Here is a 26255-nt window from a genome sequence, read left to right as displayed (position 1 = left end):
CACTACCACAGCGTTGGCGAAGCGGCCGAGTTCTCGCTGCTGAGTGCCGCGATTTGGCAACAGCCGAGCACTTGTTTTGCCGGATGCGGAAGAGTCGTGGCCAGCCGAACCCTGTCCTAGTATCGATGGTAGTCCCAGCAAGATCATAGGTCATCCGTGGCGGCGAACATTCGCGGATCAGCGCATCGGCATCGTCTTTATCGAAACGGCTTGCCTCAATTCCCGAGAGGTAGTCGTACAGGGCCGGATCAGTTGCGGATAAAGACCGAGACGCTTGGCCGCCAGCGCATTTTTTATCGTACTTTGCACTAGAGCCGTGCAGGATACTATAAGTTGTCATTTATATTCGCTTCCAGAGACAAGAGCGGTTCCTTCACTCCTTAGCCGTGTCAAATCGGGAGTTCTGCCAAGACTGTACCATCGCCGATGAGCTTTATTCATAAAAATCCTGCAATTTTATTTTGAGCTTTTATTGCAACTGAATTCTGCTCAGGACGATGTCGTGAGGCGGCAATGTACGAGGAGGAAGGAGCCAGCGGCCGTGGTGCCTGACCTGTCGATCAAGGACGGGCCAACCAACAAGCAGCCTCTCTGGACGCCCTGAGTAGCAGCCGGGGACGAATGGCGGTTGTAACGGTTGCGGTGTTCATGACATCGGTCTATGCCGCAAACCCTGAACGCGAGTTAAGTTGATAACGCCCAAAATCATTGAGGACGCATGTGCCTCTGTAGCCTCTTGGACGATGGGCGAGATTTACGTTAATGGGCGGCTTCTTACGTGTTTCGGAATGCTGGGGCCACTCGCAACGCGCCCGACCTAGTGGTTTATGCCTGACATAAGAGTCCGGCTGGGGATTCTCTTTTGTGAGTGCGCATGCGAGTCTGGCGCATGCGCACAGGAATATTCCTCACCGTTTCTTCGATTGACCGTCAGCGTCTGGGCGCGCTGATCAGAGATCGCAATGCGCCGCAGAAGCACGTTTGGGGCGCCGAGATCATTCTGTTGAGCAGCGACGGCGTGGGCACAGTCGAGATCATGCGGCAAAACTGGTAAGTCCAAGACCTGCGTGTGGCGCTGGCAGGAGCGCTTCGCCGCGGAAGGCTTCGAGGGACTGTTGCGCGACAAGACGCGCCCCTCGCGCATTGGCCCACTCGGACCTGAAGTCGCCGAGCGCGTGGTGGCACTGACGTTGCAGGACCCGCCTGGCGAGACGACGCACTGGACCGCCGACATGATGGTGGCCGCGGCCGGCATCAGCGCCAGCGCGGTGCGCCGCATCTGGAAGGCGCACGGGCTGCAGCCCAACCGCTGGCGCCAGTTCAAGCTCTCCAACGATCCGCAGTTCGTCGACAAACTGCGCAACCCAAGGTGCGTGCCTGGCTCGGCCGCCATCAGCGCTTCACCTTCCACTTAACACCGACCTCATGCTCATGGCTCAACGCGGTCGAGGGCTTCTTCGCAAAACTGTCGAAGCGTCGTCTCAGGCGCGGTGTCTTCCACTCCGTCGTCACCTCCAGGCGGCGATCAACCGCTTCGTTGCAGAGCACAACCAGCAACCTAAACCCTTCACTTGGACCGCCGATCCAGATAAGATCATCGCTGCGTTTTCCGGGCATGGCTCGGATGAGGTTGAGGGCGAGGTGGCGGACCATCGCCATGTTTGTGGCACCGTGGCCGCGGCGCAGGCGCGATTGGTCCTCCTTGAATTGGACATCGAGAACCCAATGCAGGCCGTTCTCGATGCCCCAATGGGCTCTGGCGGCCTCGGCGAAGGCCTTTGCGGTGAGGATGCGAGAGGAGATTTAGCATCGCCGCTCGACCTTGACCTCGGTGCCCGTCTCGATACGGGTCTCGACCATGGCGATGGTGCTGAGGCTCTTGAGCGCGGCTCATCGGGATAGCGCCGCTTGCCGCTCATCCAGTCGACGCGCTGGGAGACGAGGTGGCGGCGCGTCTCGATGCGGCCATGGCCCTTCTCGACCTCAGTGAGCGCATCGATCCCATGGCCGGAGCGGCATCGAAATAGAGCTGGATCTCGGCATGGGCGGTCTTCTGATTGTCCTTGGTGGCCAACAGATAATCGCCGCCGAGATCGACGATCGTCTCGGCGATGTTGGATTGGCAACCCATGGCGTCGATGGAAACGAGACTGCCCGAAGCGCTCCGGACGCGGCCAGTTCCTGCAGCAGCAAGGGAATGGCGGTGATCTCATTGGATTTGTCGGCCACCGCCAATTGCCCCAGCACGAGGCTGTGGGTTGTCGCATAAGCCGAGACGAGGTGCAGCGCCGCCTGTCCACGCCCGCGATCGTGGCTGCGGCGCGAGGTCTTGCCATCAATGGCGATCTGACCGACCGCTTCGGGCAGACGCTCGCCGACGAAGGCCAGAAAGCAGGAGGCGAACAGGTCCGGCCCGATCCGGTTCATCACCACCCTCAGCCAATCCGCGCAGGGAATGCCGAAATGGTAGGGCTGCAGACGCCGCAGGAAGTCGAGATGCCTGTTCCCCCACAGAACGATGTCGTCATAGTCGTCGCAGGCTTGCCCTGCGGGCGATGACGTGGGCTTGGATCTCGGCCGCGCCTTCAAAGATGTTCAGGATTCGGGCGTCGCAGAGGATCCGCGAGATCTCGTATTCCAGAGCGTAGCCATTACCGCCGTGGATTTGGAGCGCGGTGTCGGCGTTCGACCAGGCAACGCGCGCGGCGAGCAGCTTTGCCATACCGGCCTCAATGTCGCAGCGTGTGCCTAAATCCTTTGGCGGGCGGCGAAATAGGTCATCTCGCGGGCATCACCGTCTCGGTGATCATCATAGAGAGTTTGTCGTGGACCCGTGGGAAGGCGACGATCGATCGGCCGAATTGCCTGCGCTCCAGCGCATAGCGCAACCCCAACTCGAACGCGCGACGCGCAACCCCAACGGCGCGGGCAGCGGTCTCGATGCGCGCGCCCTCGAAGGTTCGCATCAATTGGCGGAAGCCTTGACCTTCCACCTCACCAAGCAGGCCGCCGGGCGGGATGACGAAGCCGTCAAAAGCGATGTCATATTCGCGCATCCCCCGATAGCCGAGGACCTCGATCTCACCTCCACTCATGCCAGAAGACGGAAAAGGCTCGTCCCAGGTGCCGAGTGGCTTTTCAACAACCAGCATGGAAAGTCCATCATGACCCGCCGAGGCGGGATTGGTGCGGGCCAGCACTGTCACCAGTCACTGCGCGAAGCGTGCGTTATCCACGTCTTGTTGCCTTGGATGATCGGCCGCCGTCGGGTGTTTTGACCGCCCTGGTCTTCAGACTCGCCAGATCAGATCCGGTGTCCGGCTCCGTGAACACCGCGGTCGGCAAGATTTTTCCCGAGGCGATGCTGGAAAGCCAGCGCTGCTTCTGCTCGGGCGTTCCTGCGGATGCAATCAGCTCGCCGGCAATTTCCGAGCGTGTGCCGAGCGAGCCGGTGGCAATCCAGGCTTGGCTCAGCTCTTCGGTCACAACACACATGGCAAGTTTACCAAGGCCCAATCCGCCGAATGCGGGATCGATATAGATGCCGAAGACGCCGAGCTGCGCCATCTGAGTGAGGATCTCGTCCGGAACTAAATCGTCCCTGAGGTGCCAGCCCTGAGCGTTGGGCAGGTTGTCGCCTACCAGTATGGGCCCGCGGTCGGGCCCACTGCCGCTGCGGGAATGGCTCGCCGACTATCATGGTGTGGACATTGCCAACGTGATGGCTGCTGACGGTTCTGTCGCTCTGTTCGACATTTTGTGTCGCGTTTGGCTGAAGCCCGGCGAAACCGTGCTCATCGAGGAGCCTTGCTACGATCGAATGGTCCACCTGCTGCGCCACTACGGCGCAAATGTCGTCGCCATTTAGCGAGGGAAGCGGACGGACAGACGCTTGAGCCGTTGAACGTCGCGGCGCGGCGCGAGCCCGTCTTCATGTATACAGTTCCGGACTTTCAAAATCCCACCGGCACCACATGGTCGGCCGCCAAGCGCCAGCATCTTGTCGATCTGGCGAGGACCCATGATTTCCGCATTGTCGAAGACAGCCCTACCGCCTTCTTCGCTACAAGGGCGCGCAGATACCGTCGATCGCCGAACTCGGACGCGACGTGACGGTTCAGCTCAATTCTTTCTCCAAGGTGATCGCGCCGGTCTTCGCGACGCCTATCTTATTGCACCTCCGGACACCATCAGTGCGGCGGCCAAGCTGGGCGAGAGCACCTATGTGACGCCTGGCAACTTCGCGCTTTCGGTGGCTGGCGAATGGCTCCGCCGTGGGCCGCTAGGCGATCAGGTTGCTTCGCTGAGGCGCCTCTATGCACCGCGTCTGGAGGCGATGGCATCGGCACTGGACGAGTTCATGGCTGGCCATCGCTATGTGCGGCCCGAAGGCGGCTTCTTTGTCGGCGTGACACTGGCGCGCCCCATCGATGCTGCTGAACTGCGCAAGCAGGCCAGCGATGTGGGGTCGACATCGCAGATGGCGATGGCTTTTTCGCCAGCAAACCATCAGCGACGTTCTTGCGCTTGCCCTTTTGCTCGATGGACGAGGATGGCAGCACGAAAGACGACGACAAGTGCACCAATCAAAAATGGAAGCAGGCGGAACGAATGGCATTCTTTCGGCCGCAACAACGCTTGCTGCCCCTTCGCGTGCTCGGCCGCCTGGGCCGATGTCATGATCGGTCTCGCCGAATCGAGGACAGGCCGCATTCGGGACTCAGCTCCAGGAAGGTGCTGAGCAGGCGGCATTGGACATTGAGGCGACCCGGGGATCGACGGCGAGACTATCAAGATCCGGACGTCGATTATGCCTGCGACTTTAAGCAATGCATTTCCGTCGCCGACAAGTTTGTTGCGGCCGCCGTCAAGTGCCGTGATCGTTCATTTCAATTCGCGTGTGACGATCCGGTAACAAGCATGGTGACACCTTCGAAAAACGCGCACGGGAGATAGATTTCCAAGTCTTTCAATTAGATTCCGCACACCAAAGGACTGATGGCCGTCGCGGACACTTTGGCAAATGCCGGAACATCGGCCGATACTGTGGGCTCGATGGCCGTCGACATCGGAACAATTCAATGAAAGCAGGAGCAGCCAAGTGGCAATGAGCGAGAACGAGATCCTGGACCGGGGTGCGGTGATTGGGGTCAGCACATGGTCGGACGCATTGGACGAACGCGGCATCAAGGGGACTGTTCAAGGCATCGCGCGACAGAGCGGCAGCGGCCGTATGATCGGTTTCGCGGTCACCGCGCGCGAATTGACAGGCAGGTTAGGCGATTTTGAGAAAGCCGAGTTCGCGGTCGGCCAGCTGATTGAAGCGACAGGGCCTGGCAAGGTGTTGATGGTGGATATGAGCGGTTCGCCCATTTCTACAATGGGCGGTCTTGCTGCCCTCGTGGCAAAAAATCGACAGGCCACGGCTGTCGTGATTGACGGCGCCTGCCGGGATTTGGATGAAATTCGGGAAACGAGACTGTGGCTTCCAAGCCGGTGGGTTGCACCTACCACGGGGAAAACCCGGGTGAAGCTTCTTCCAATTGATTGTGACATCACGATCGGGGGAATTTCTGTATCACAAGGAGATCTTGTGATCGGTGATGACACGGGGATTATCGTCGTACCGCGTGCCCATGGGGAGGAGATTTTGATGAAAGCAGAGAGAATAATAGCTATTGATGCGCAAGTGGAAGAGCGTATTCGTGCGGGCGAGAGTTTTGGCTCAGCCGCGGCTGCGGTCGGCTATATTCCGGCTCGCAAGACTTGAACAACATAGCCGGTCCGCCTTCGACCGCGCATGACATCCTTTATTGCTCAAGGTGAGCATATGTTGGCAATGCCGATAACCTCTGCACGTCGGCTGCGCTTTACGACCGGGTGCGAAACGTCATTTCGAGATCGGATGGTCGATATTTGCCGGGGATGTGGAGGCCATCCTCGACCTTAAGCAACGGCGCAACGCCGTCATCCTGGCGCATACTATCAGACACCGGAGATCTTCCACTGCTTCGCCGACATCGTGGGGAACAGTCTGGCGCTTGGCCGCAAGGCGATGCCGACTAAAGCGGACGTCATTGCGCTCGCGCATTTCACGCCCGAAACAGCTCATCCCGACTTGCACGCAGGCTGTTCGCTGGCGGACTTCATCACTGCTGAGGACGTGCGTCGGATGCGCCAGCGCATCCCAAACGGCCGATAGTCACCTATGTCACACGTCTGCGGCCGTGAAGGCCGAGCCCGATATCTATCACACCTCGGGCATTGGACAGTGGTGGGATCTCTCGGCGTGCCACGTGCCTTCTTGCGCCGTGCGTTCCACCGCGCCGGCTGGCGGTGAGCGACAATGCGATCCGCGCCCGTGCCAAAGGCTCACGAGCTATCCCACGTTTCCCAAATCCGGCGTAGATATCAGCCTTGGTCAATCGGTGGCTTGCTGGCAAGGCCGAGCCTGGCTCGATGTTGATCTGCGAAATTTTCGGCGGGACACAGTGTCTTGAACGGAAGAACTGTCAGTTTGCCGTCCTCACATCGCCTGACAGAAACAGGGGCTGTGTCAATTCGGCAAATGTGGCAGGGTAGCATTTGCCCGTGGCGACGCATTGCTGCGGCATCCTCTGCCGGCCACCGAGCCAGCGCTGCGTGAACTATCGTATGTAGAGTAAGTGATATGAACAAGCTAGACCGCATGGATTACCGGATTCTTGATGTGCTCCAAGAAAACGGCCGCCTCCCAATCAAGATCCTCGCCGACAGGGTCGGAATTTCTGTGTCGCCGTGTTGGCAGAGAGTCAAAAAGCTCGAAAAAGATGGTATTATCCGTCGTTACATTGCGGAAATAGCGATTGAAAAGTTACAAAGTGTCCAGATTGTTTTAGCTAATGTAGCCCTCTCGAAGCATCATAGAGATGCCTTGGATTTCTTCGAACGCAATATGTGCGTCATTCCAGAAGTTGTCGAGTGTTACGAAGTAATGGGTCAGTTTGACTACCACATGAAATTTGTTGTATCCTCCATTGAACGTTATACTGAGATCGTAGAGAGATTTCTAACTCCTGAATTTGGTGTTGAAAGGTATTTCACCGACATAGTGAGTCGGGTTGCCAAAGAGGATCGGGCTATCCATCTGCGCAGTTTGATATAATCAGTGTGCTGCAGTTTGACCGAGCAATTGGTCCACCTGACTGATGGGAACGACCGGCCAGGTCAATATCTACAGGAATCCAAGAATGTCTCGGGAGTGGTCGGCTCGGGAGATTCTCGCGACTCTGCCGTCGGATTTTCCGCCGTGGGCGACTGAGATGGCCGAGTGAGGCTGACACCGCGCTTTTCAGGCAGGCCGTGCACTCCGGCGAGCGTAATCCGGACCGAACTTGATGCCCACCGGCGGATTGCATCCTCGAAACCACGATCCCTGGTAGCTGACGGTTGCGGTGTTCATGACATCGGTCTATGCCGCAAATTCCTGAATGCGAGTTAAGCTGATAACGGCGTTCCCCAATTGGGCTGGAAAATTTCGGAAGCAAGGCCTCTCACAGCAAATGTTTTCGTGAAATGGGAGCAAGTCAGTAACACTTCCATAGCGCCTTGCCTTATTGTCCAAGGAGTAACCCGCTGGGCAGGAGCCGTGAAAAAATAACCTGTCCGACGCGCGTCGAAAGCTTACAACGAGTACAAGTCAGAAAATCTGGTCGTGCTCGTGGCAATCAGGGACGATGCGGGCCACAAAGGCCGAAGCCTAGAGTTCACACTTGGGTCGCCCGCCCCAAAGGTGGTGGGCTGAAATATATCGTATGTTAGGGGAGGACTAACACGTGAAAACGAACTACCGCATTCTCGATCTCATGAGGCGCAACCGCACGCCGCTCGAAAACCATCTTATCGACGGGCTGGTCGACGGCCGCATCAGTCGCCGCGAATTCATGCGCCACGGCAGTCTGCTCGGTCTGTCGCTGCCGCTGCTTGGCGGCATAGGCATGGCAGCTGGCCTCGGCGCCATGCCGTCGCGCGCCCGCGCCCAAGGCGCCCCCGGCGCCACCATTCGCGTTGCCTGCGTCGTGCCGACAGGAGCCATAGACCCCGTCACCATCGCCGATAATGGTGGCTATTTAATGCTGCAGCAGGTTGGAGAATATCTCTGTCTCGACGGCCCCGACTTGGTACTGCGGCCTTCGCTAGCCGAGAGTTGGAAACCGAACCACAAAGCTACGGTATGGACCTTCAAGCTTCGAAAGGGCGTCGAATTTCACAGCGGCGGCGAGATGAAGGCCGATGACGTGGTTGCCAGCTTCGATCGGCTCGCCGACCCGGCCGGCTCGTCCAATGCACTGTCCGTCTTCAAGGGTATCCTGCAGAAGGGCGCGACCAGGAAAGTCGACGACTACACCGTTGAGTTCCACCTCGATGCGCCGAACGGCAACTTCCCCTACATGGTGGCGTCGGACAATTACAACGCCATCATTCTGCCTGCCAGCTACAAGGGCGACTACGAAAAGAGCTTCGACGGCACCGGGCCGTTCAAGCTGGACAACTACACGCCCAAGGTCGGCGCTTCCTTCGTTCGCAACGAGGACTACTGGGGGGCGAAGGCGTTGCCTGATCGCACGGAGTTCACTTTCTTCGACGACATCCAGCCGCAGATCCTGGCGCTGCAGGGCGGCCAGGTCGACATCATCAACCAGGTGACGGCGCTCGGTGGCGTCGGCCTGCTCAAAGATCCGAACGTAGATATCATTGGCCTGAAGTCGTCTTTGAATCGGCAAGTGCACATGCGCTGCGACTCCGACCCTTTCAAAGACCCGCGCGTGCGCCGCGCGATTGCACTCTCAATCGATCGCGACAAGGTGGTTGCCGGCCTGCTGAAGGGGCGCGCCACGCTGGGCAACGACAGTCCGTTCGCTCCCGTCTATCCGTCAACCAATACGAGCGTGCCGCAGCGCAAGCAGGACATCGCGCAGGCCAAGCAGCTCATGGTAGCTGCAGGTGCCGGCAAGGGCTTCAAGGTGACGCTGACCACCGAGCGCTATGGCGAAATCCCGGCATACGCCCAGCTCATCCAGAACTGGGTTAAGGAAATCGGCATCGAGCTGGACCTCAACATCCTCGACTCAGGTCCCTATTACGGAGACGCAGTGTTCGGCAAATCGAACTGGCTGGATTCGGTGATGGGCGTCACCGGCTATGGTCACCGCGGTGTGCCGAACGTGTTCCTTGCAGCACCCCTGAAGAGCGACGGCACCTGGAACGCGGCGCACTTCAAGAACAAGGACTACGACACGCTGGCGGACAGCTACATCGCGGCGCTTGACCTTGAGGCGCAGAAGGCTGCGGCCGGCAAGATCCAGAAGCTGCTGCTCGAGGAAACACCTATCATCTTCGGCTATTTCTCCGATTACCTCACGGCGACGGCGAAAGGCGTGACCGGCGTGCAGCCGACCGCCATGGGGCAGCTGTTCCTCGAAAAAGCATCGAAGGCCTAAGCGAGCGAAAGCCAATCGTCTAATAGCCAGCCCCCCACGTGGGGTTGGCTCCATAAGGAGTCATAGCCATTCTCTCCTTCTTTGCCCGGCGTGTCTCGCTATCGCTCGTCACGCTGTTCCTGCTTAGCATCATGGTGTTCCTAGGCGGCCAGGTGCTGCCCGGCAATGTCGGGCGCGCCATATTGGGGCCGTTCGCCGACCAGCGCGCGGTCGATGCACTTAACCATTCGCTTGGCGTCGACCGGCCGCTGCTCGTCCAGTACGGAAGCTGGATCTGGAATTTCCTGCACGGCGACATGGGCACGTCCTACGTCTTCCGTGCGCCGGTGGCACCCTTCGTTGTCGACGCCCTCGGCAATTCGATGAAACTGGCGCTGATCGCCTTCGTGCTGGTGGTGCCGATCGGCATCCTCGGCGGCGTTGTCGCCGCGCTCAACCTCAACCGGCCGCTCGACCGCATCATCAGCCTGGGCGGGCTGTCGGTGACGGTACTGCCGGAATTCGTCACCGGCATCATCCTGATCCTGATCTTCGGCGTCTGGCTGAGGTGGCTGCCGATCGCGGCGGCATGGCCAAAAGGCGCGGGATTCCTCACCCAGATCTACTATCTGATCCTGCCGTCGCTGCCGCTATTCCTGGTGCTGTTCGGCTACATCGCCCGCATGGCGCGGTCCGGCATGATCGAGGCGCTCGATTCCGACTATACAAGGACGGCCGTGCTCAAGGGCCTGACGTGGCGCACGGTGATCTGGCGACATGTGCTGCGCAATGCGCTGCTGCCGACCATCACCGTCATCGCCACACAGACCGGCTACCTCATCGGCGGCCTGGTCGTGATCGAAACGCTGTTCCGCTACCAGGGCATCGGCTCGCTTATCTTCACCGCCGCGCGCGGCAAGGATTTCCCGATGCTGGAGGCCGGCATCCTCACCATCGGCATCGTCTATGCCGTGGCGACGCTTGCCGCTGACTTCCTCTATTCCGTACTCAATCCGCGTATCCGGCTGGGAGCAGAGCAATGAGCGCCGTCCAGACCACCTCTCCCGCACAAGACGACATGCGCCGGCGCAGTCCCCTGGCGGATGTCTTTTACTCCCTACTACGCTCGCGAACCTTCCTCGTCGGTCTTGCCATCGTGCTGTTCTGGGTCGCCTGTGCGCTGTTCGGCGAGCGCTTCGTGCCTTACGACCCACTCGCCGACGACATCATCGATGCGCTGGCACCCCCCTCGCGCGAACACTGGTTCGGCACCGACCAAATCGGCCGCGATGTCTTCTCGCGCGTCATCGTCGGCTCGCGCGATATCCTGACCGTCGCCCCGCTGGCGACACTGTTTGCGACCGTGGCCGGCACGGCACTGGGTCTGCTCACCGGCTACTTCCGCGGCATCGTCGACGATGTCGTCAGCCGCATCCTCGAAGCCTTCATGGCCATCCCGGGTGTCATCGTGGCGCTGCTCGCCATCGTCGCGCTTGGTACCTCCAAGACCACCGTCATCGTCGTCATTGGGCTGAGCTTCGCGCCCATCATTGCCCGCACCGTGCGCTCGGCGGTGCTGACCGAGCGCGAACTCGACTATGTCGCCGCCGCCGAGCTTCGGCACGAGCGCGCGCTGTATACGATGTTCGTCGAGATCCTGCCCAACGTCATTCCACCAATCCTGGTCGAGACCACCGTGCGGCTGGGTTATGCCATCTTCGCGGTCGCCACGCTCTCCTTCCTGGGTTTTGGCATCCAGCCGCCCTCACCCGACTGGGGGCTCTCGATCTCCAGCAATTACGGCATGATCAGTGGCGGCTTCTGGTGGACGGTGCTGTTCGACGCGCTCGCCATCGCCTCGCTGGTGATCGGCGTCAATCTGGTGACCGATGGCGTCCAGGGGGCGTTTAATGACTGAGAGGAACGCGCTCGAACTGAAGGACCTTTCGGTCGCCTATCGCGTCGCCGGACGCAACCGCGCGGTGCTGCGCAACGTCAACCTGACCATCAAGACCGGCGAAGCCTATGGGCTGGTCGGTGAATCCGGCTGCGGCAAGTCGACCGTGGCGCTGTCGGTGGTGCGCTATCTGCCGCGCAACGGCTCGATCACCGGCGGCTCGATCGCGCTCGACGGCAAGGACGTGATGAAGCTTGACAGCGAGGCGCTGCGGCGTGCCCGCGCAGACAGCGTGTCGATGGTCTATCAGGACCCCGGCAAGGCGCTGAACCCGTCGCTCCGCATCGACCGGCAGTTGACCGAGATCTTCGAACTCGCCGGCATCACCGGACAGGCGGCAAGCGACAAGGCAATCGCCATGCTGAACCGGGTGCGCATCTCCGATCCGGCCAGCGTCATGCAGCGCTATCCGCACCAGCTTTCCGGCGGCATGCAGCAGCGCGTGGCGATCGCCATGGCGCTGGCCAACGACCCCTCGATGCTGATCCTCGACGAGCCGACCACCGGCCTCGATGCGACGGTGGAAGCCGAGGTCCTCGACCTGATCGAGCAATTGCGGCGTGAGCTGTCAGCCTCGATCCTATTCATCAGCCACAACCTCGCCGTCGTCTCCAACATGTGCGACCGGGTCGGCGTGCTCTATGCCGGAATGCTGGTCGAGGAAGGCTCGACCAAGGACGTCTTCAACGATCCGCGCCATCCCTACACGGTGGCGCTGCTACGCTGTCTGCCCCGTGGCGGCCAGCGCAAGGACCAGGGCCGCCTCGACACCATTCCGGGTTTCCTCCCCGGCATTGGCGTGGCCATCAAGGGCTGTGCCTTCGCCGATCGCTGTGCGCTTGCTGACGACCGCTGCCGCACCGAACTGCCGCCGCTCTATGATCTGGGCGGCCGGCTGTCGCGTTGCTTCCATCATCACAAGGCGCAAGCCCTGCCGCGTGCCACACCCAGCGATGTGGCGCCTGCACCAAAGCCGGCGGGGGCACCGGTGCTGCGAGTCGCGGGACTGAACAAAACCTATGGCAACCCTGGCCATCCCTTGCGCGCCGTCAAGGATGTTTCGCTTGACCTGCGACCCGGCGAGACGCTTGGGCTGGTCGGCGAGTCCGGCAGCGGCAAGACAACCTTCGCTAGGCTGCTGCTTGGCCTGGTGCCGCCCGATGACGGCGGCACCATCGAACTCGAGGGCAGGGCGCTGGCGCCTCGCCTGGAGAACCGCAGCGACGACCAGATCAAGGCGATGCAGATCGTCTTCCAGAATCCGGACTCGGCGCTCAACCGCTCGCATTCGATCCGGCATCTCATCGGCCGGGCGCTGAAGCGGCTGGCCGGTCTCTCCGGCAAGGCGCTGGAGGCCCGCCTCAACGACCTGGTCCGCTCGGTGCGACTCACCGAGCGGCATCTCGCCGTTAAGCCGCGCCAGCTTTCAGGTGGCCTGAAGCAGCGCGTTGCCATTGCCCGCGCCTTCGCCGGCGATCCGCGTATCGTGGTGTGCGATGAGCCGACCTCTGCGCTGGATGTTTCCGTGCAGGCGGCGATCCTCAACCTGCTCGCCGACCTGCAGTCGAAAGAAGATGTCAGCTACATCTTCATCTCGCATGACCTTGGCGTGGTGCGTTACCTCTCTGACAAGATCGCCGTGCTCTATCTCGGCCGCATCATGGAGTTCGGGCCATCGGAACCGGTGTTTTCCGGCCCCCACCATCCCTACACCGAGGCGCTGCTGTCAGCCGTGCCCGAGCTCGACCGGTCAAAGAGCTCGCGCATCCGCCTCGACGGAGAGACCCCGAGCGCCGCTAATCCGCCGACGGGCTGCGTCTTCCACACGCGCTGCCCGCGCAAGATCGGCGCCATCTGCGAGACGCTGGAGCCGGAGCTTTCCGAGTCTGAACCCGGACACACCATCCGCTGTCATATCCCTTATATCGAGCTAATGGAGCTGCAAAGCCTAAAAAGTGAGGCCCGGGAGTCATCATTGCAAAGAAGACGAGTGGAAAGGTCGACAGCCTAGAACCGAAAGAAAACGATGCCAAAAATCTATCTGGGCTCGATATGTAGCGGCCAATCGCTCGGCGGGCGGGAGCCCCCTCTCTCTTCCTCGATCCGGTAGATCGCCTGGATACCGGCCATGGCCGTCGTGCTCAGCTCGGTGGCTGGCTGTCGTGAACATCGAATATCTTGCGACGCAGATGGGCCAGGCAAGCAGCTTCGATGACGCCGGCCGGAGAACGGTCCCACAACTTGATGATCGCCCCAACATCATTGGCAATCTCGCCAATGTATTCGACGACCCCAGAACGTCCGCTCACCGCTAGGGCAATTGAGATCCGATTTTTGAATATCCAAGCCAACAAACCGGGTATGTTCCAATAAGGCCCGTTTCCTATGCATGGGCCACCCTCAGGTCCAGCAACCATGGACCAGGCCATTGCCTAACATTCAGATTTTCTGCCCCTCGCGGACGAGTTCATCCGCGACGAAACGGACGGCGCTTTCGGCTATCGCAACAATCTCTTCGACCTCAGCCTTGGTTGCAACGAGCGGCGGGGCAAAGCCCAAGATGTCCCCGTGCGGCATATCGCGGGCGATAAGGCCACGGTCACGGGATGCTTTCGAAATTCGTGCACCAACCTTAAGCGCCGGATCAAAACGTTTCCTGTTGTGGCGGTCGGCCACGAACTCAATTGCGCCCATAAGACCGACCCCGCGCACCTCACCTACGAAAGGCAATTGCGAGAACTTGTCCCTTAGCTGCGCTTGAAAAAACGCCCCGACGTCACGAGCGTTACCAGGGAGATCTTCTTTCTCGACTATGTCGAGAACCGCGTTGGCCGCGGCGGCTCCGATCGGATGACCTGAGTAGGTGTAGCCATGAGAGAACGCACCAACCCTGTCAGCGCCGTCGTTCATCGCCTAAACCTTCTCGCCAACGATCGCGCCGGAGAGCGGGAAGTAGGCGGAGGTAAGGCCTTTGGCAACTGTAATCAGGTCGGGCTCAATTCCGTAATGCTGCGAGCCGAACATGGAGCCCGTGCGGCCAAAGCCGGTGATCACTTCGTCGACGATGAGGAGTACGTCGTGCTTTTTCAGAACGGCTTGGATCGCCTCCCAATACCCTTCCGGCGGAGGCGTGATGCCACCTGTTCCGAGCACCGGCTCGCCGATGAAGGCGCCGACATTGTCCGGGCCGAGACGTACGATCAGCTGGTCAAGCTCTGCGGCTCGCCGCGCGGAAAATTCGCGTTCGGTTTCGCCCGGGGTTGCGCCCCAATAATAATGCGGAGCTCCTGTATGAACGATCTGCGGCAGCGGCAGGTCCATGTGGTCGTGATAGAAGCTCATGCCGGTCATCGAGCCAGAGACGACAGAGCAGCCGTGATACCCGCGGTCACGCGAAATGATCTTCTTCTTGTTCGGCTTGCCACGCAGATTGTTGTAGTACCAAACGAGCTTGGCCTGGGTCTCGTTGGCATCCGAGCCGGACATGCCGTAGAAGACCTTGCTCATTTTGCCAGGCGCCATACGCACGAGACGATCTGAGAGGATTGCGAGTTCGTCCGTCGTATGGGCCGCGTAGGAATGGTAGTAGGCGAGACGATAGGCTTGGCGCGAAATCGCTTCGGCGACTTCGGCACGGCCATAACCGACATTCACGCAATAGAGACCAGCGAACCCGTCAATCAACTGGTTGCCATGCGCGTCCTGAATGCGGATGCCCTTCCCGGTCTCGACAATGGTAGGCTCGCCGAGTTTGCCCGTGGCGAAATCCTTGAGCTGCGTGAACGGATGCAGGACGCTGCTTCTGTCCTTTTCGGTAATTTCCTCAATATTGATCCTCATGATTGCTTCCTTTCAGGTCGGGGACACGCCAACGCGGCTCGCTGAAATCCATGAATCCGTTGGTTCTGATCAGCCACGTGTGGCAAATGGTGTGCCGGCGTTCAAAGTGGAGAGTGCCTTGCATCTAGCCCGGCTTGGGTCAGACAGACATCGCAATGCAGTTGCTCTGCCTGCAAGTTGCTTGACTTCGCTGCAGCGACCACGCTCATGGCTGCAACGGTCGTAAGTGAAAAAGGATTTCTCGTGCGGAGCACAGGCCGATCACACGCTCAGGCACAAGTATTTCATCTCTGTATAATCATCAATTCCGTATTTTGAACCTTCGCGGCCAAGGCCAGATTGCTTGATACCGCCAAAAGGCGCAACTTCCGTGGAGATCAGCCCAGTGTTAACCCCGACCATTCCGTATTCGAGAGCCTCCGCCACCCGGAATATTTTCGAGACATCCCTGGAATAGAAGTAGGAAGCCAGGCCAAACTCTGTGTTGTTCGCCATTTCGATGACGTGTTCCTCGATCGAAAACTTGAACAAAGGCGCGATAGGGCCAAACGTCTCTTCCCTGGAGAGGCGCATATCCCCCGTTGCGCCGGTCAATATAGTGGGCTCAAAAAAGAGGCCGCCTTGGCTCGCAGGCTTGCCACCGACCTCCACTCTAGCCCCCTTGGCGACCGCGTCGGTGACGTGCTCCTGTACCTTCTTCAGCGCATTCCGATCGATGAGAGGGCCTGTCGTGACCCCTTCGGCAAAGCCGTCGCCGACTTTCATCTGGCGAACGCGCTTGGCAAGCTTGGCGGCAAAGGCATCATAGATGCCCTCTTGAATATAGAGCCGATTGGCGCAGACGCAGGTTTGCCCAGCATTGCGGTATTTGGAAATCATTGCGCCGTCGACGGCAGCGTCGAGATCCGCGTCATCGAAGACAATGAAGGGCGCGTTACCCCCGAGTTCGAGGCCGAGCTTTAAGATCTGCTCTGCGCCTTGCCGCATCAGCTTTTTTCCGACATTGGTCGAGCCCGTGAAAGTGAGCTTTCGGATCTTCTCATTTCCGCAGAATTCCTGACCCACCATCTCCGCATCGGTCGTGGTGAGTACAGAAAAAAGACCGGGTGGTAGACCGGCGCGTTCGGCAAGGAGAGCCAGAGCGAGCGCGGATAGGGGTGTCTGAGCCGCAGGTTTCGACACCATGCTGCAGCCGGCAGCGATTGCCGGGGCCATCTTGCGGGCAAGCATCGCATTCGGGAAGTTCCACGGCGTGATGGCCCCCACAACTCCGATGGGCTGCTTGATCACGATGATGCGCTTGTCCGGCTGATGACCTGGAATGGTGTCGCCATAAACTCGCTTTGCTTCCTCACCGAACCACTCGACGTAGGACGCACCATAGAGGATCTCTCCCCTCGCCTCCGGCCACGGTTTTCCCATCTCCAAAGTCAGGATGGTGGCAAGATCATCGACATTCGAGACTAAGAGGTCGTAAAGCTTCCGCAGCACTGCGGCGCGCTCCTTGCCCGTCCTCTTCGCCCAGTTCTTTTGGGCAACATGGGCAGCCTCAATCGCCGACCTGACGTCCTCTTTACCGAGATCTGGAAGGGTTGCCAGGACTTCGCCGGTTGAGGGATTGGTGACCTCGAATGTGAGGCCCCTTGAACCTGCCGCTACCCAGCCAGTCCCTACAGGAGCTTTGTCCGTCACTAACGACTTGTCTTTCAATTTTGCTAGAACTGTTTCAGAAAGTGACATTGGTTTCTCCATATCGGTGCGAGCGCAAGAGTCGCCGTATATATCTACCTAAGATAGAACTTAGCGCTCTATTGGGCATCGGATTGTTCAAGGATGGGCAGATTGCAGACGAAGAGTGATCTCAAGCAGGCCCAGGCTGACCGATCGTCACAGAATCTTCCACCTGCGGTGAGGATGCGGCCACGATCGACCGGAGGCCCAGCCTCTCAAGTACCGGAATTTCGGTTTCGCCATATTGGACTGAACCTTCACGAACAACAATTAGTCCGCTTTCAGTCTAAGAATTCGTCGGAATAGACCACGGCTGGAGAAGGAGCACTGAAGCCTTCGCGCCGCACCGCTTCCACGGCTCTTTCGAGGTCTTTTACTAGCAAATCTATATATTCATCCCGAAGTGGTCCGAGCACGAACTGTATTGCTTCGGGCTCTTTCAGAAGGTTCACCTTCCACCCGTACTCCTTCAGCTTGCTTGCAATCGAATAGATGTCAGAGTAATCGCTGCCAACTCCGACCACGTTAAGCTCAGCTCCGCCGACGATTTTTAAGCCAGGGCACCGTTCAACAAACCCCGATATGGCGTCTCTCAGCTTGAGGATTTGAGTTGCCCGCGAAAGGTATCCCTCCCGCCCCAGGTAACGCATAACTGCCCAGGCCGACGCGATTGCGCCACCATTACGCGTCCCAGTAAGAACCGGTGATCGATAAAGCCCTGCTGCCCATGTGTCGAAAACGAAGGGTTGATGGCGGGCGATATCTCTGTTTCTATAGAAAACACCCGAAACGCCCTTGCCGCTGTAGCCATACTTATGAAAATCGGCCGAGATTGAACTTACGCCCGGGACTCGAAAATCGAAGTCTGGAACGTCCCGTCCGAGTTCGCGCACAAACGGCGCTAAGAATCCGCCGACGCAAGCGTCCACATGCAACCAAATCCCATGTTTGTCCGCAATTTCCGCCAGTTCACGAACGGGGTCGCAAACGCCGTGCGACCAAGACGGCATCGACGCAAGCATCATGACCGTGTTTTCGTTGACCGCCTCGGACATTGCCGAGACATTTGCGCGAAAATTTGCATCGACCGGTACGCGACGCAGGGTATATCCGAAATACCGTTCATATTTCTCGAATGTGGGATAGCCTGTCTGCGGCACAACTATTTCTGGCCGAGTAATATCCGGCCGTCGTTCTTTGGCGTTCGCAAGGGCAGCAGCAGTAGCGAGAAAGAGACTCTCAGACCCGCCGCTAGTCACGGCTCCATTTGCATCATTTTGAGCGTGAAACAAACTAAGCGCCATCTGTATTAGATCACGCTCGAACTGAACAACAGCTGGGTAGTTGTTGCCCTTGGTAAAGAAGGCAAAGTGAGCCGCCTTAGCAACTTCGAATGTGCCGTCATCAACAAGGAGCCCACGGTCGTTGAGCCAACGGTCTGCGAATGTTGATCTGGGGTCCGCATCTTGTGAACGCAGCTGCTCTAATTCTTGTTCAATCGTCTGGCGTATCATGCCCCTCTGCGGGAACGATTTGCTAGTAGTAGTGTCAAATTGTGCGGCTGGCATAGTTAAATTTCCCAAGAGTAATCGTTGTATGCAGGAATTCTACCAAACCGCTTCTAATAAGTGTTTCTGTTTTCTCCCACCGTTTGAAAAAGTCCTTTTTCGGAGTTGCTCCAGATTGAAAGCTTCGACTGCCGACGGCGACTTAAAAAGTCGATTTCGACGTCCCAGGATGGGCTCTACCGCTTTGGAGCTTCTGAACCGCTGCGGAATGTCGATTGTCGCGGCATAGGCGAGCGCCACAACGGGGCCGACTCCGGGAACCGTCATCAGGTGCGCCGGCAGGTCGTCTCATTCCTAGCGATCGTGAGCACTTTTTTGTGCAGGCGAGCAAATTCGGCACGCAGCTTCCGCCGGGCGGCCAGCAGCGGCTCCATGATCTCTTCGAGATCGGGCACGCCTTCGAGCTCGCAAATCCGCTCCTCGAACTTCACAAGTCCCGGCTGACTGCGTGAACGCGATCGCGGTCGGAGCAGGCGATGCGCCTGATGCAGTCTGGAAACGATGCGGCTACACCGCCATCGGCCCCGGCCGGAGCCCGGGATTGGTCAAGGCCGATTTCGTTGAGTTTTGCAGATGTCTCCAACGGCCTTTCATCGTCGTCGGTGACAATAGCGCCGTTGAGCTTGAGGCCTTGAGGCGACCGAAGGCACGTCCTTTGCGGCACCCTCATCGCTCCGGCTTGCCGCCGGGAATTCGGTCACACCTTGGGCCGGCTATCAGCATGCTCGCGGTGCGCGCGCTGCTGGTGTCGCTTTGCACTTAACCAGGGTCTTCCTCAATTTGTGTGGTTCATCCGCTGTTAGCGACGCTATCGCTATGGGCGGGCATGCGAACGAAATCGAAATGGTCGCCTGGCCCAGGGGTCAGAATTCTGGGTGTCGCGCTCACTGATGATCACAGTTGGGTTGTTTCCGCTGCCGGACCAGCGATCGACATTTGCCCCGATTGTGGCCGGCGAAGTCGAAGTCGGTATGGCTGGTCCAATCGCAGCCTTCAGGATCTGCCGGTACAAGGCAAGCCCGTGACGGTGAAGCTCCTGCTGAGCCGCTGGCGATGTGCACATCAGAAATGTGAGCGACAAACGTTCACTGATCGACTCCCGACGGTTGCTTCCCCAACCGGCAATCCAGAAAGCGGGTTGACCACACTAGCCATGCGGCGCGCCGCATGGATCGACGTGGGCATGAGTGCGCCCACACCTTTCTTATCCTTCTGCCAACATTTGAAGAATTGCACTTCTTCCTGAAGTTTCTTGCCAAGTCGCTCTTTCAATCGAAAGACCATATCCGCTCCCTTCTCCCGATCCGCGACTTTTTGTCGAATTTCGCTATAGAAACAAGCCTGACTCACAGGGATGAATGCCGCGCCGGAGGCGCGAAACGCCCGCGCCGGCTGGCACGCCCTTGTCCACCAGGATGACGTTTTTCTCGCTCAGATGCGCGCCAGTTCTTCCTGTATGGAAATCTTGGTCATGGCCTCGAGAGGCCCTCACGGCTCGTCGAGCAGCCGTGTCTCCGGCTGCACCATCAGCGCCAGCGCGACGCACGCAGGGTTTCTCATCTGCTGCGGGGTTCGCCAGGTGCACAGCAGACAGCGAGGCTGCTACGGCCGCAAAAAACCCGCGGCGGCGGCTCGATTCCGGGACCGATCCGCCATTTTTGGCAGGTGATCCGTGCAAGTGCGTGGCGTGGATCACCCCAGCTATCTCGTGGCCGCCCCATTGCCAACGTCCTCTTTTCAACCGGCCGAGCCTCCCAGTCGCCGGATCAATGATGACGATCCCCTCTGAATGGTTTTTTGAAGAGCCTGACGGTCTGCGCCGTCTTACCGTGGTTCCGGCTCTGCAATGGCCTTCCCTGCCGCGCAGGCGGCAAGGTGCTATCACTCTACCTTGCAATGACCTTGGAAAATACGACAGCTGGACCACAATAATGAGGTTTAGGCAGAAGACTTTTCAGGGGACCCTTCAAAAAGGAAACAGTAGCTCTTCCGGTCCTTACGAAGCCGGCCTCTCGCTCTGTTAGAGAAAGCAGATTGCGAGCCCGGCCGTTCCTATCGGCCGGTAATCATCGCAGGCCACAGGTGCCTTTCCTTCCACGACCGGAGCCGAAGCGATTTTTCTGCTAGGCAGCTTCACGCTGGGTCCTGTTCCAAGCCAAAGCTCGCTGCAAAGGCGCATAGGGCCACTGGAACCGCTTTTGGCGACGATGCGAGTTGGCATCGGTTAGAAGCGCGACCTGCTCTGCGCGCCCCAACCCGCCTCTTGTTGAGCGGCACGTGCTCCAAATAAGCATTGGAGACGAACAGCGTTTCCTTCGGGTGGCAAAGAACAGCAGCCGATACTTTTTAGTCTACAAAATTGGTAGACATACTGCACAGCGAAAGTAGGAGCCATTCCAAACTGGAGCAGGACGATGACATTTGCTGTGGAGAAATTGTCGAGAAGGAGGTTTGGTGGGTTCGTGACCGCTTTTGCGGTCACATTGGCCGCTTATTCCTCCCCCCTCATTGCCCAGGCGGGTAGTCCGGACGCGGGCAAGCTGCCGACCAAAATCCCGGCGGGCACTGTGCTTCGTATCGACGATCCCGAGACGCAAAGGGCGCTGGAATTATCGGGGCTGATCGATCAACTGCCGTTCGAGGTCGAATGGGCCAATATCAGCGGCGGCCCACAGACAATCGAAGCCTTTCGCGCCAACGCATTGGACGTCGGATCCGTTGCCGACATTCCACCCATCCACGCGACCTGGACGGGGCTCAAGGTCAAGATCATTGCCGCGAAGTTCCGCAATGATCCGGTTGCGCACCCGATCTATCAACTCGGCATTGCACCGGGAGTCGAGGTCAAGACGCTCGCGGATTTGCGCGGCAAACGGATTTCAGCCCCGGTCAGGCACAAGGCGCGCTGGTGTTGAGGGTCCTGCAGGCCGCCGGCCTGGAAAAGGAGGATGTAGATCTCATCGAACTGCCCAGCAAAGGCGACGCCTATCCAGTGGCACTTGCCGGCAAGCAAGTCGACGTCGCGCCGATCTCGGGCGTCCTCATCAAGCGCTATCTGCGCCAGTATGGCGCCGACGGCGCTGCCACCATCCCGCACGGCTTGCGCGATGATCCAGCCCATCTCTATGCCCCACAAGCCGTGCTTGACGACCCGGCCAAAGCCGCCGCTCTCGGCGAATATGTGCGCTACTGGGCGCTAGGCGCCCGTTGGGTGGAAGAGCATCCCAAGGAGTGGATCGAGGGGTACTACGTCGCCACCCAGGGCCTCAACACAGAAGATGGCCAGTATCTGGTCGACGGATGGTCAGTTCGACATCCCCGCCGACTGGAACGACGTGATCGTGCGCCAGCAGGCGACGATCGATCTCCTGGCCAAGGAGTTGAACAGCCCGCGATCAAGGCCGAGGACCTGTTCGACAGGCGCTTCGAGGCGATCGCCACAAACGCGCTGAACGCCTCCTGACGCCTGCTTCCCGAGACCGGACACGACACCGATGAACGCATTCTCGAACACCGCTGCGGTTGCACCCAACATTCCCTACGCAACGGATGAAAGGGGGCTGATTTCGCCTGCGGCCGAGCCCCGCAAGACCGAGACGAGGCGACTCGCACTTGGGCGAACGATCCCGTTTGGCGCGCTGATCGGGCCCGCACTTCTTCTTGTGATCTGGTCCATCGGCAGTATCGCCGGCCTGATCGATCCAAGAACGCTGCCGGCGCCTTGGTCGGTTGTCAGCACCGCCATCGATCTCATCGCCGAAGAGAAGCTTCAGCATCATTTGATGACGTCTGCCTGGCGGGCGGCACAGGGGCTGGTGTTCGGAGTCCTGATCGGGACCGTCCTTGCTCTCATTTCAGGTTTGTCGCGGCTTGGCGAGGCCATTATCGACGGCCCCGTTCAGATCAAGCGGGCGATACCGACGCTCGCTCTGATCCCGCTGCTGATGCTGTGGTTCGGCATCGGCGAGGGCATGAAAGTAACGGCCATCGCGCTGGCTGTCCTGATCCCGATCTATATCCAGACCCACAGCAGCTTGCGCAGCATAGACAGCCGTTTTGTCGAACTGGCCCAGACCTTGCGAATGGGCTACGGCGAATTCATCCGCGAGGTCATCCTGCCCGGCGCCCTTCCAGGGTTCTTCCTTGGCCTGCGCTTTGCGGTGACCTATGCCTGGCTGTCTCTGGTGGTGGTCGAACAGGTCAATGCCACCAGCGGCATCGGCTACATGATCGATCTCGCGCGCAACTACGGCCAGACCGACATCATCATCGTCGGCCTCGTCGTCTACGCATTGCTCGGGCTCGTCTCCGACGGCATCGTCCGCTTCTTCCAGGAAAGGTCGCTGTCATGGCGTCGCACCTTGGCGGATTGAGCGGCGCGCCCGTTGTGCGGGTCGAAAGCCTTGTGAGAAGTTTCGGGCCGCGAACCATCCTCGACGGCCTCAGCCTCGACATCGAGAAGGGGGAGTTCGTCGCCCTTCTCGGCCGTAGCGGGTCGGGCAAGAGTACATTGTTGCGCGCTCTCGCCGATCTCGACGACAAAGTCTCCGGCTCCGGCCGGCTCGAAACACCCGACAAGAAATCGGTGGTGTTCCAGGATGCCCGACTATTGCCCTGGAAACGAGTGCTGGAGAATGTGGTTCTTGGCCTCGACCTGCCGGACGCCGCCGAATGCAGACGGGTAGCTCTCGAAGAGGTTGGCCTGAGCGGCCGCCAGAACGCATGGCCAGTTGAACTCTCTGGTGGCGAGCAGCAGCGGGTGGCATTGGCGCGCTCGCTGGTTCGTGATCCTGAGCTGCTGCTGGCGGACGAGCCGTTCGGCGCGCTCGACGCGCTGACCCGCCTGCGCATGCACGATCTGCTGCGCCAGCTCTGCGCCCGTCACCAGCCGGCCGTTTTGCTGGTCACCCATGACGTGGACGAAGCCGTGACGCTGGCGGACCGTGTTTTGGTGCTCGACAAGGGCGCGATCGTCGCCGACATCGCAATCAATGTTCCCACCCCACGCGAACATGGCGATCGCCGGTTCGGCGAGATCCGCTCCGAACTTCTGCGTCATCTCGGTATCGAGACAAAGCCTGTGTTGCCCGTCTGAACGGCCCCCCAAGATCTGTCGCTCAGCATCACCACCCAGGAGGACGAACTATGCCCGCCGAAAAACGACAATTGAATCTCAACCTTTTCATCTATCCTGGCGGCCATCATGAAGCCGGCTGGCGCTACAAGGATTCCGCCCCTGAGAGAGTGCTGGATATCTCCTATTATCAGGAACTGGCGAAAAAGGCCGAGGCGAGCAAATTCGACGCGCTGTTCTTTGCCGATGGGCCCGCGCTTGCCGACAACATTCGCTACGCAAGCCGCTTCAGACTGGAGCCGCTGACATGGATTTCGGCTCTCGCTGCTGTGACGGAACGCATCGGCTTCATCGCCACGGCTTCGACCACCTACAACGAACCCTACAACCTGGCCCGGCTGTTTGCTTCTTTCGATCATTTGAGCGGCGGGCGCGCCGGCTGGAACATCGTCACGACGGGCGATGCGTCCGCAGCTTTGAATTTCGGCTTTGACCGACATCCAACCCACGCCGATCGTTACGAGCGCGCCGGCGAGTTCGTTGATGTGGTGACGAAGCTCTGGGACAGTTGGGAGGACGACGCGCTCGTCTCGGACAGGGAGTCCGGAATCTTTGCCGACACCGACAAGATCCACCCAATCAACCACATCGGCAAATACCATCGGGTGAAGGGACCGCTCACGCTTCCGCGCTCGCCGCAGGGGCGTCCGGTCTACGTCCAGGCAGGTTCGTCCGAAGACGGACGGTCATTCGCGAGCCGCTATGCCGAGGCGATATTTACAGCACATCAGACACTCGGCAACGCGCAGGAATTTTATTCTGACATCAAAGCGCGCGTGAAGTCGGTTGGCCGCAACCCTGACCACGTCAAGGTCTTGCCCGGCATCAGCCCCTTCATCGGTTCAACCGAGGCGGAAGCCCGCGCGCTGCATGACGACTTCAATGAGCTGACGCAGCCGGAATATTCCCTTCACCAGCTACGCCGCATCGTAGACGCCGACCTTTCCAGCTACGATCTGGACGGGCCATTTCCGCGCGAGCTTATCCGCGTCGAGGGCGAGCGCGGTGCGAGCAGCCGCTTCCACGTCGTACTCGACATCATCGAGCGCGAGAATCCAACAATCCGCCAGTTGCTCCACCGCCTCGCCGGGGCGCGCGGCCATTGGGTCCAGGCCGGGACGCCTGAACAGATCGCCGACAAGATCCAGGAATGGTTCGACAATGGCGCCGCGGACGGCTTCAATATCATGCCGCCGTATCTGCAGGGCGGGTTCGACATATTCGCCGAGGAAGTGGTGCCGCTCTTGCGCAAGCGCGGACTTTTCCGGCACGACTATGACGGGCCAACGCTGAGGGACCATTTCGGTTTGCCGCGCCCGGAAAATACGTTCAGCTGGCCGCAAAAGGCGACCGCCTGAGCTACCTTCGCATCGGGCATTCAACCTCAAAGCGTTACGCCAACACATAATAGTTTGTGGGGCCGCCAGGGAGACCCGCGCGATCATGACAGCCGCCATTTCCGCGTATCGGGACCCGACTGCCGGCACGGCTCCGATCAGGTCCCTTGCGAATCATCGGCGGCGGTGCCAGCTGCGTCCTGATGGCCGCGCTTGAGGAGATTCGGGCCGGACGGGTCTACGACTGCGCCGGCCTGATCGCGGATCCGGGCAAGAGCACCAACCCCCTGATCCGGTCCCTGCTCGCCACAGGTCGCGGACGGATAGGCTTCACCTCGACATCGCCACCGATGGCGCACTGATCAACCGGGAGGGAAGGCACAGCGACTTGTTGTACGTGTTGGCCCCTTATACGATGAGCGCATCTATCCGCTGATGCGCATCTGGTTCTTCGAGCGCGAGCGTTTCGATGAGGAATATTCCCGTCTGCGGGCCGGGTGGGTACGTGACAAACCCGATGAATGCCAGCCTGATTTGTTTGCTTGTTGATGTAACTTTGACCTCTTGCGAATAAGCTTTGACCGGACTGGCAAATGATGCCCATTGGATTTTTATCGGGCATGTATTGTGCGCTGGCTTGTCAATTGAACAAGGAACGGCGAACCTTGCTCCGCCGTTTCGAACCTAGAGCGATATCTTGCGCCCAAACTACGCCGTCCAGCTCACCGCATTGCCCAACGAACGTCTCGAAGCCTTTGTCAACGATTGGCTTGCGAACCGTACGAAGGACTACAACTCACACGAGCGTTGGTCCGGCACCGGCGATATGGGACGCGATGTCGTGGCTTACGTCACAGATCAGCGGCATGAAGGCCCTTGGGACAACTTCCAGTGCAAGCAACTCGGTGCCCGTCTATCGGAAAAGGCGGCGTTTGTTGAGCTGGGCAAAATCTTCATGCACGCAGCGAAGGGTGAGTACACGCTGCCGCGCTCCTATACGTTCGTCGCCCCTCGAGGGGTTGTGCGCAACGTTCAGGCCTTCATTGCACATCCGGAACGCTTCAGGCAGGCCTTCCTCGATCGGTGGGCCACCGACATAGCCGGGGAGTTGGTCGAGAATGCAACCGTCCCTTTGAGCGAGGAGATCCGCTCGGCAATAAATGCTTTCGACTTTACCCAGGTATTCTCTGGACGCCGTCCGTCTCGTCGATGACAGCCACGCGAAGACTG

At 59.4% G+C, this 26255-nt stretch carries 18 protein-coding genes and 9 pseudogenes; 18 read left to right on the top strand and 9 right to left on the bottom strand.

The features are described 5' to 3' along the window. Positions 1-133: 133 nt before the first annotated feature. Positions 134-330, bottom strand: a pseudogene (locus EJ066_RS31885) (hypothetical protein); the annotation flags it as partial. Between the two features lie 559 nt (positions 331-889). On the opposite strand from EJ066_RS31885, the pseudogene EJ066_RS31335 reads away from it, so the two are divergent. Beyond that, positions 890-1605 (top strand): annotated as a pseudogene (locus tag EJ066_RS31335) (helix-turn-helix domain-containing protein); the annotation flags it as partial. Between the two features lie 15 nt (positions 1606-1620). Here the strand turns inward: EJ066_RS31335 and EJ066_RS31330 are convergent. Further along, a pseudogene (locus EJ066_RS31330) lies at positions 1621-1764 on the bottom strand (ISAs1 family transposase); the annotation flags it as partial. Between the two features lie 151 nt (positions 1765-1915). Then, entirely contained in the window at positions 1916-2131 is a 216-nt protein-coding gene (locus EJ066_RS31880) for a hypothetical protein (RefSeq protein WP_245455137.1), read from the bottom strand. Positions 2132-2280: 149 nt separating this feature from the next. On the opposite strand from EJ066_RS31880, the gene EJ066_RS31875 reads away from it, so the two are divergent. Next, entirely contained in the window at positions 2281-2559 is a 279-nt protein-coding gene (locus EJ066_RS31875; protein WP_245455136.1) for a hypothetical protein, read from the top strand. Here EJ066_RS31875 and EJ066_RS12975 read toward each other — a convergent pair. Continuing rightward, positions 2525-3627, bottom strand: a pseudogene (locus EJ066_RS12975) (acyl-CoA dehydrogenase family protein); the annotation flags it as partial. The gene EJ066_RS31875 and the pseudogene EJ066_RS12975 sit on opposite strands and share 35 nt — an antisense overlap. Positions 3628-3646: 19 nt before the next feature. On the opposite strand from EJ066_RS12975, the gene EJ066_RS12970 reads away from it, so the two are divergent. The 9 genes and pseudogenes from EJ066_RS12970 to EJ066_RS12925 all read left to right on the top strand — a co-directional run bounded on the left by EJ066_RS12970 (position 3647) and on the right by EJ066_RS12925 (position 13426). Further along, entirely contained in the window at positions 3647-3868 is a 222-nt protein-coding gene (locus EJ066_RS12970; protein ID WP_126038330.1) for an aminotransferase class I/II-fold pyridoxal phosphate-dependent enzyme, read from the top strand. Between the two features lie 153 nt (positions 3869-4021). Beyond that, positions 4022-4741: a hypothetical protein gene (locus EJ066_RS12965; protein ID WP_126038326.1), complete on the top strand. Its 720-nt coding sequence runs from the start codon at positions 4022-4024 to the stop codon at positions 4739-4741. Between the two features lie 366 nt (positions 4742-5107). After that, a complete protein-coding gene (locus tag EJ066_RS12960; RefSeq protein ID WP_210211057.1) occupies positions 5108-5770 on the top strand; it encodes a hypothetical protein in 663 nt (220 codons plus the stop codon). 110 nt (positions 5771-5880) lie between these two features. Continuing rightward, positions 5881-6298 (top strand): annotated as a pseudogene (gene nadA / locus EJ066_RS12955) (quinolinate synthase NadA); the annotation flags it as partial. A 372-nt stretch (positions 6299-6670) separates the two neighbouring features. Next, entirely contained in the window at positions 6671-7144 is a 474-nt protein-coding gene (locus EJ066_RS12945; protein WP_126038317.1) for an Lrp/AsnC family transcriptional regulator, read from the top strand. 670 nt (positions 7145-7814) lie between these two features. Beyond that, positions 7815-9479, top strand: coding sequence for an ABC transporter substrate-binding protein (locus EJ066_RS12940; RefSeq protein ID WP_126038314.1), 1665 nt, complete (start codon positions 7815-7817; stop codon positions 9477-9479). A gap of 131 nt (positions 9480-9610) precedes the next feature. Further along, on the top strand, positions 9611-10501 hold the full coding sequence (locus EJ066_RS12935; RefSeq protein WP_245455135.1) for an ABC transporter permease: 891 nt from the start codon (positions 9611-9613) through the stop codon (positions 10499-10501). Continuing rightward, positions 10498-11376: an ABC transporter permease gene (locus EJ066_RS12930; RefSeq protein ID WP_126038308.1), complete on the top strand. Its 879-nt coding sequence runs from the start codon at positions 10498-10500 to the stop codon at positions 11374-11376. The genes EJ066_RS12935 and EJ066_RS12930 overlap by 4 nt, the downstream gene beginning before the upstream one ends. Beyond that, positions 11369-13426, top strand: coding sequence for an ABC transporter ATP-binding protein (locus EJ066_RS12925; RefSeq protein ID WP_126038305.1), 2058 nt, complete (start codon positions 11369-11371; stop codon positions 13424-13426). The genes EJ066_RS12930 and EJ066_RS12925 overlap by 8 nt, the downstream gene beginning before the upstream one ends. 130 nt (positions 13427-13556) lie before the next feature. Here the strand turns inward: EJ066_RS12925 and EJ066_RS12920 are convergent, their stop codons facing one another. From EJ066_RS12920 to EJ066_RS31870, 5 genes and pseudogenes are all read right to left on the bottom strand, one after another. Further along, positions 13557-13766 carry a hypothetical protein gene (locus tag EJ066_RS12920; protein ID WP_126038302.1) on the bottom strand — a complete coding sequence of 70 codons (210 nt, stop codon included), beginning with the start codon at positions 13764-13766 and terminating at the stop codon, positions 13557-13559. Between the two features lie 88 nt (positions 13767-13854). Then, a pseudogene (locus tag EJ066_RS12915) lies at positions 13855-15255 on the bottom strand (aspartate aminotransferase family protein). 261 nt (positions 15256-15516) lie between these two features. Next, positions 15517-16995 (bottom strand): NAD-dependent succinate-semialdehyde dehydrogenase, encoded by a 1479-nt coding sequence (locus EJ066_RS12910; RefSeq protein ID WP_126038299.1) that lies wholly within the window; start codon positions 16993-16995, stop codon positions 15517-15519. 272 nt (positions 16996-17267) lie between these two features. After that, on the bottom strand, positions 17268-18500 hold the full coding sequence (locus tag EJ066_RS12905) for an aminotransferase class V-fold PLP-dependent enzyme (protein ID WP_189350308.1): 1233 nt from the start codon (positions 18498-18500) through the stop codon (positions 17268-17270). 231 nt (positions 18501-18731) lie between these two features. Continuing rightward, positions 18732-18889, bottom strand: a pseudogene (locus tag EJ066_RS31870) (transposase); the annotation flags it as partial. A gap of 491 nt (positions 18890-19380) precedes the next feature. Between EJ066_RS31870 and EJ066_RS12895 the strand changes: the two are divergent. The 7 genes and pseudogenes from EJ066_RS12895 to EJ066_RS31615 form a co-directional block, all read left to right on the top strand. After that, positions 19381-19665 (top strand): annotated as a pseudogene (locus EJ066_RS12895) (transposase family protein); the annotation flags it as partial. Positions 19666-20968: 1303 nt separating this feature from the next. Further along, positions 20969-22017, top strand: a pseudogene (locus tag EJ066_RS12885) (ABC transporter substrate-binding protein). A 31-nt stretch (positions 22018-22048) separates the two neighbouring features. Further along, complete coding sequence (locus tag EJ066_RS12880; RefSeq protein ID WP_126038292.1) at positions 22049-22927, top strand: ABC transporter permease; 879 nt, start codon at positions 22049-22051, stop codon at positions 22925-22927. Next, positions 22903-23649: an ABC transporter ATP-binding protein gene (locus EJ066_RS12875; RefSeq protein WP_126038288.1), complete on the top strand. Its 747-nt coding sequence runs from the start codon at positions 22903-22905 to the stop codon at positions 23647-23649. Before EJ066_RS12880 ends, EJ066_RS12875 begins: the two co-directional genes overlap by 25 nt. Positions 23650-23699: 50 nt before the next feature. After that, complete coding sequence (locus EJ066_RS12870) at positions 23700-25046, top strand: LLM class flavin-dependent oxidoreductase (protein WP_126038285.1); 1347 nt, start codon at positions 23700-23702, stop codon at positions 25044-25046. Between the two features lie 146 nt (positions 25047-25192). Then, positions 25193-25387 (top strand): hypothetical protein, encoded by a 195-nt coding sequence (locus EJ066_RS12865; RefSeq protein ID WP_126038282.1) that lies wholly within the window; start codon positions 25193-25195, stop codon positions 25385-25387. Between the two features lie 335 nt (positions 25388-25722). After that, entirely contained in the window at positions 25723-26238 is a 516-nt protein-coding gene (locus tag EJ066_RS31615; RefSeq protein ID WP_210211056.1) for a hypothetical protein, read from the top strand. Positions 26239-26255: the final 17 nt, after the last annotated feature.

This window comes from Mesorhizobium sp. M9A.F.Ca.ET.002.03.1.2 (genome assembly GCF_003952365.1).
Taxonomy (GTDB): domain Bacteria; phylum Pseudomonadota; class Alphaproteobacteria; order Rhizobiales; family Rhizobiaceae; genus Mesorhizobium.
Note: the sequence above shows the minus strand (reverse complement) of the source record. Positions and strands in the feature narration are given on the sequence as shown.

Bases quoted from the DNA above. Each gene is read 5' to 3' on its own strand.
- EJ066_RS31880 (WP_245455137.1), bottom strand. From the start codon at position 2,131: ATGGGTTGCCAATCCAACATCGCCGAGACGATCGTCGATCTCGGCGGC.
- EJ066_RS12970 (WP_126038330.1), top strand. From the start codon at position 3,647: ATGGGCCCGCGGTCGGGCCCACTGCCGCTGCGGGAATGGCTCGCCGAC.
- EJ066_RS12965 (WP_126038326.1), top strand. From the start codon at position 4,022: ATGATTTCCGCATTGTCGAAGACAGCCCTACCGCCTTCTTCGCTACAA.
- EJ066_RS12960 (WP_210211057.1), top strand. From the start codon at position 5,108: ATGAGCGAGAACGAGATCCTGGACCGGGGTGCGGTGATTGGGGTCAGC.
- EJ066_RS12945 (WP_126038317.1), top strand. From the start codon at position 6,671: ATGAACAAGCTAGACCGCATGGATTACCGGATTCTTGATGTGCTCCAA.
- EJ066_RS12935 (WP_245455135.1), top strand. From the start codon at position 9,611: ATGGTGTTCCTAGGCGGCCAGGTGCTGCCCGGCAATGTCGGGCGCGCC.
- EJ066_RS12930 (WP_126038308.1), top strand. From the start codon at position 10,498: ATGAGCGCCGTCCAGACCACCTCTCCCGCACAAGACGACATGCGCCGG.
- EJ066_RS12925 (WP_126038305.1), top strand. From the start codon at position 11,369: ATGACTGAGAGGAACGCGCTCGAACTGAAGGACCTTTCGGTCGCCTAT.
- EJ066_RS12910 (WP_126038299.1), bottom strand. From the start codon at position 16,995: ATGTCACTTTCTGAAACAGTTCTAGCAAAATTGAAAGACAAGTCGTTA.
- EJ066_RS12905 (WP_189350308.1), bottom strand. From the start codon at position 18,500: ATGATACGCCAGACGATTGAACAAGAATTAGAGCAGCTGCGTTCACAA.
- EJ066_RS12880 (WP_126038292.1), top strand. From the start codon at position 22,049: ATGAACGCATTCTCGAACACCGCTGCGGTTGCACCCAACATTCCCTAC.
- EJ066_RS12875 (WP_126038288.1), top strand. From the start codon at position 22,903: ATGGCGTCGCACCTTGGCGGATTGAGCGGCGCGCCCGTTGTGCGGGTC.
- EJ066_RS12870 (WP_126038285.1), top strand. From the start codon at position 23,700: ATGCCCGCCGAAAAACGACAATTGAATCTCAACCTTTTCATCTATCCT.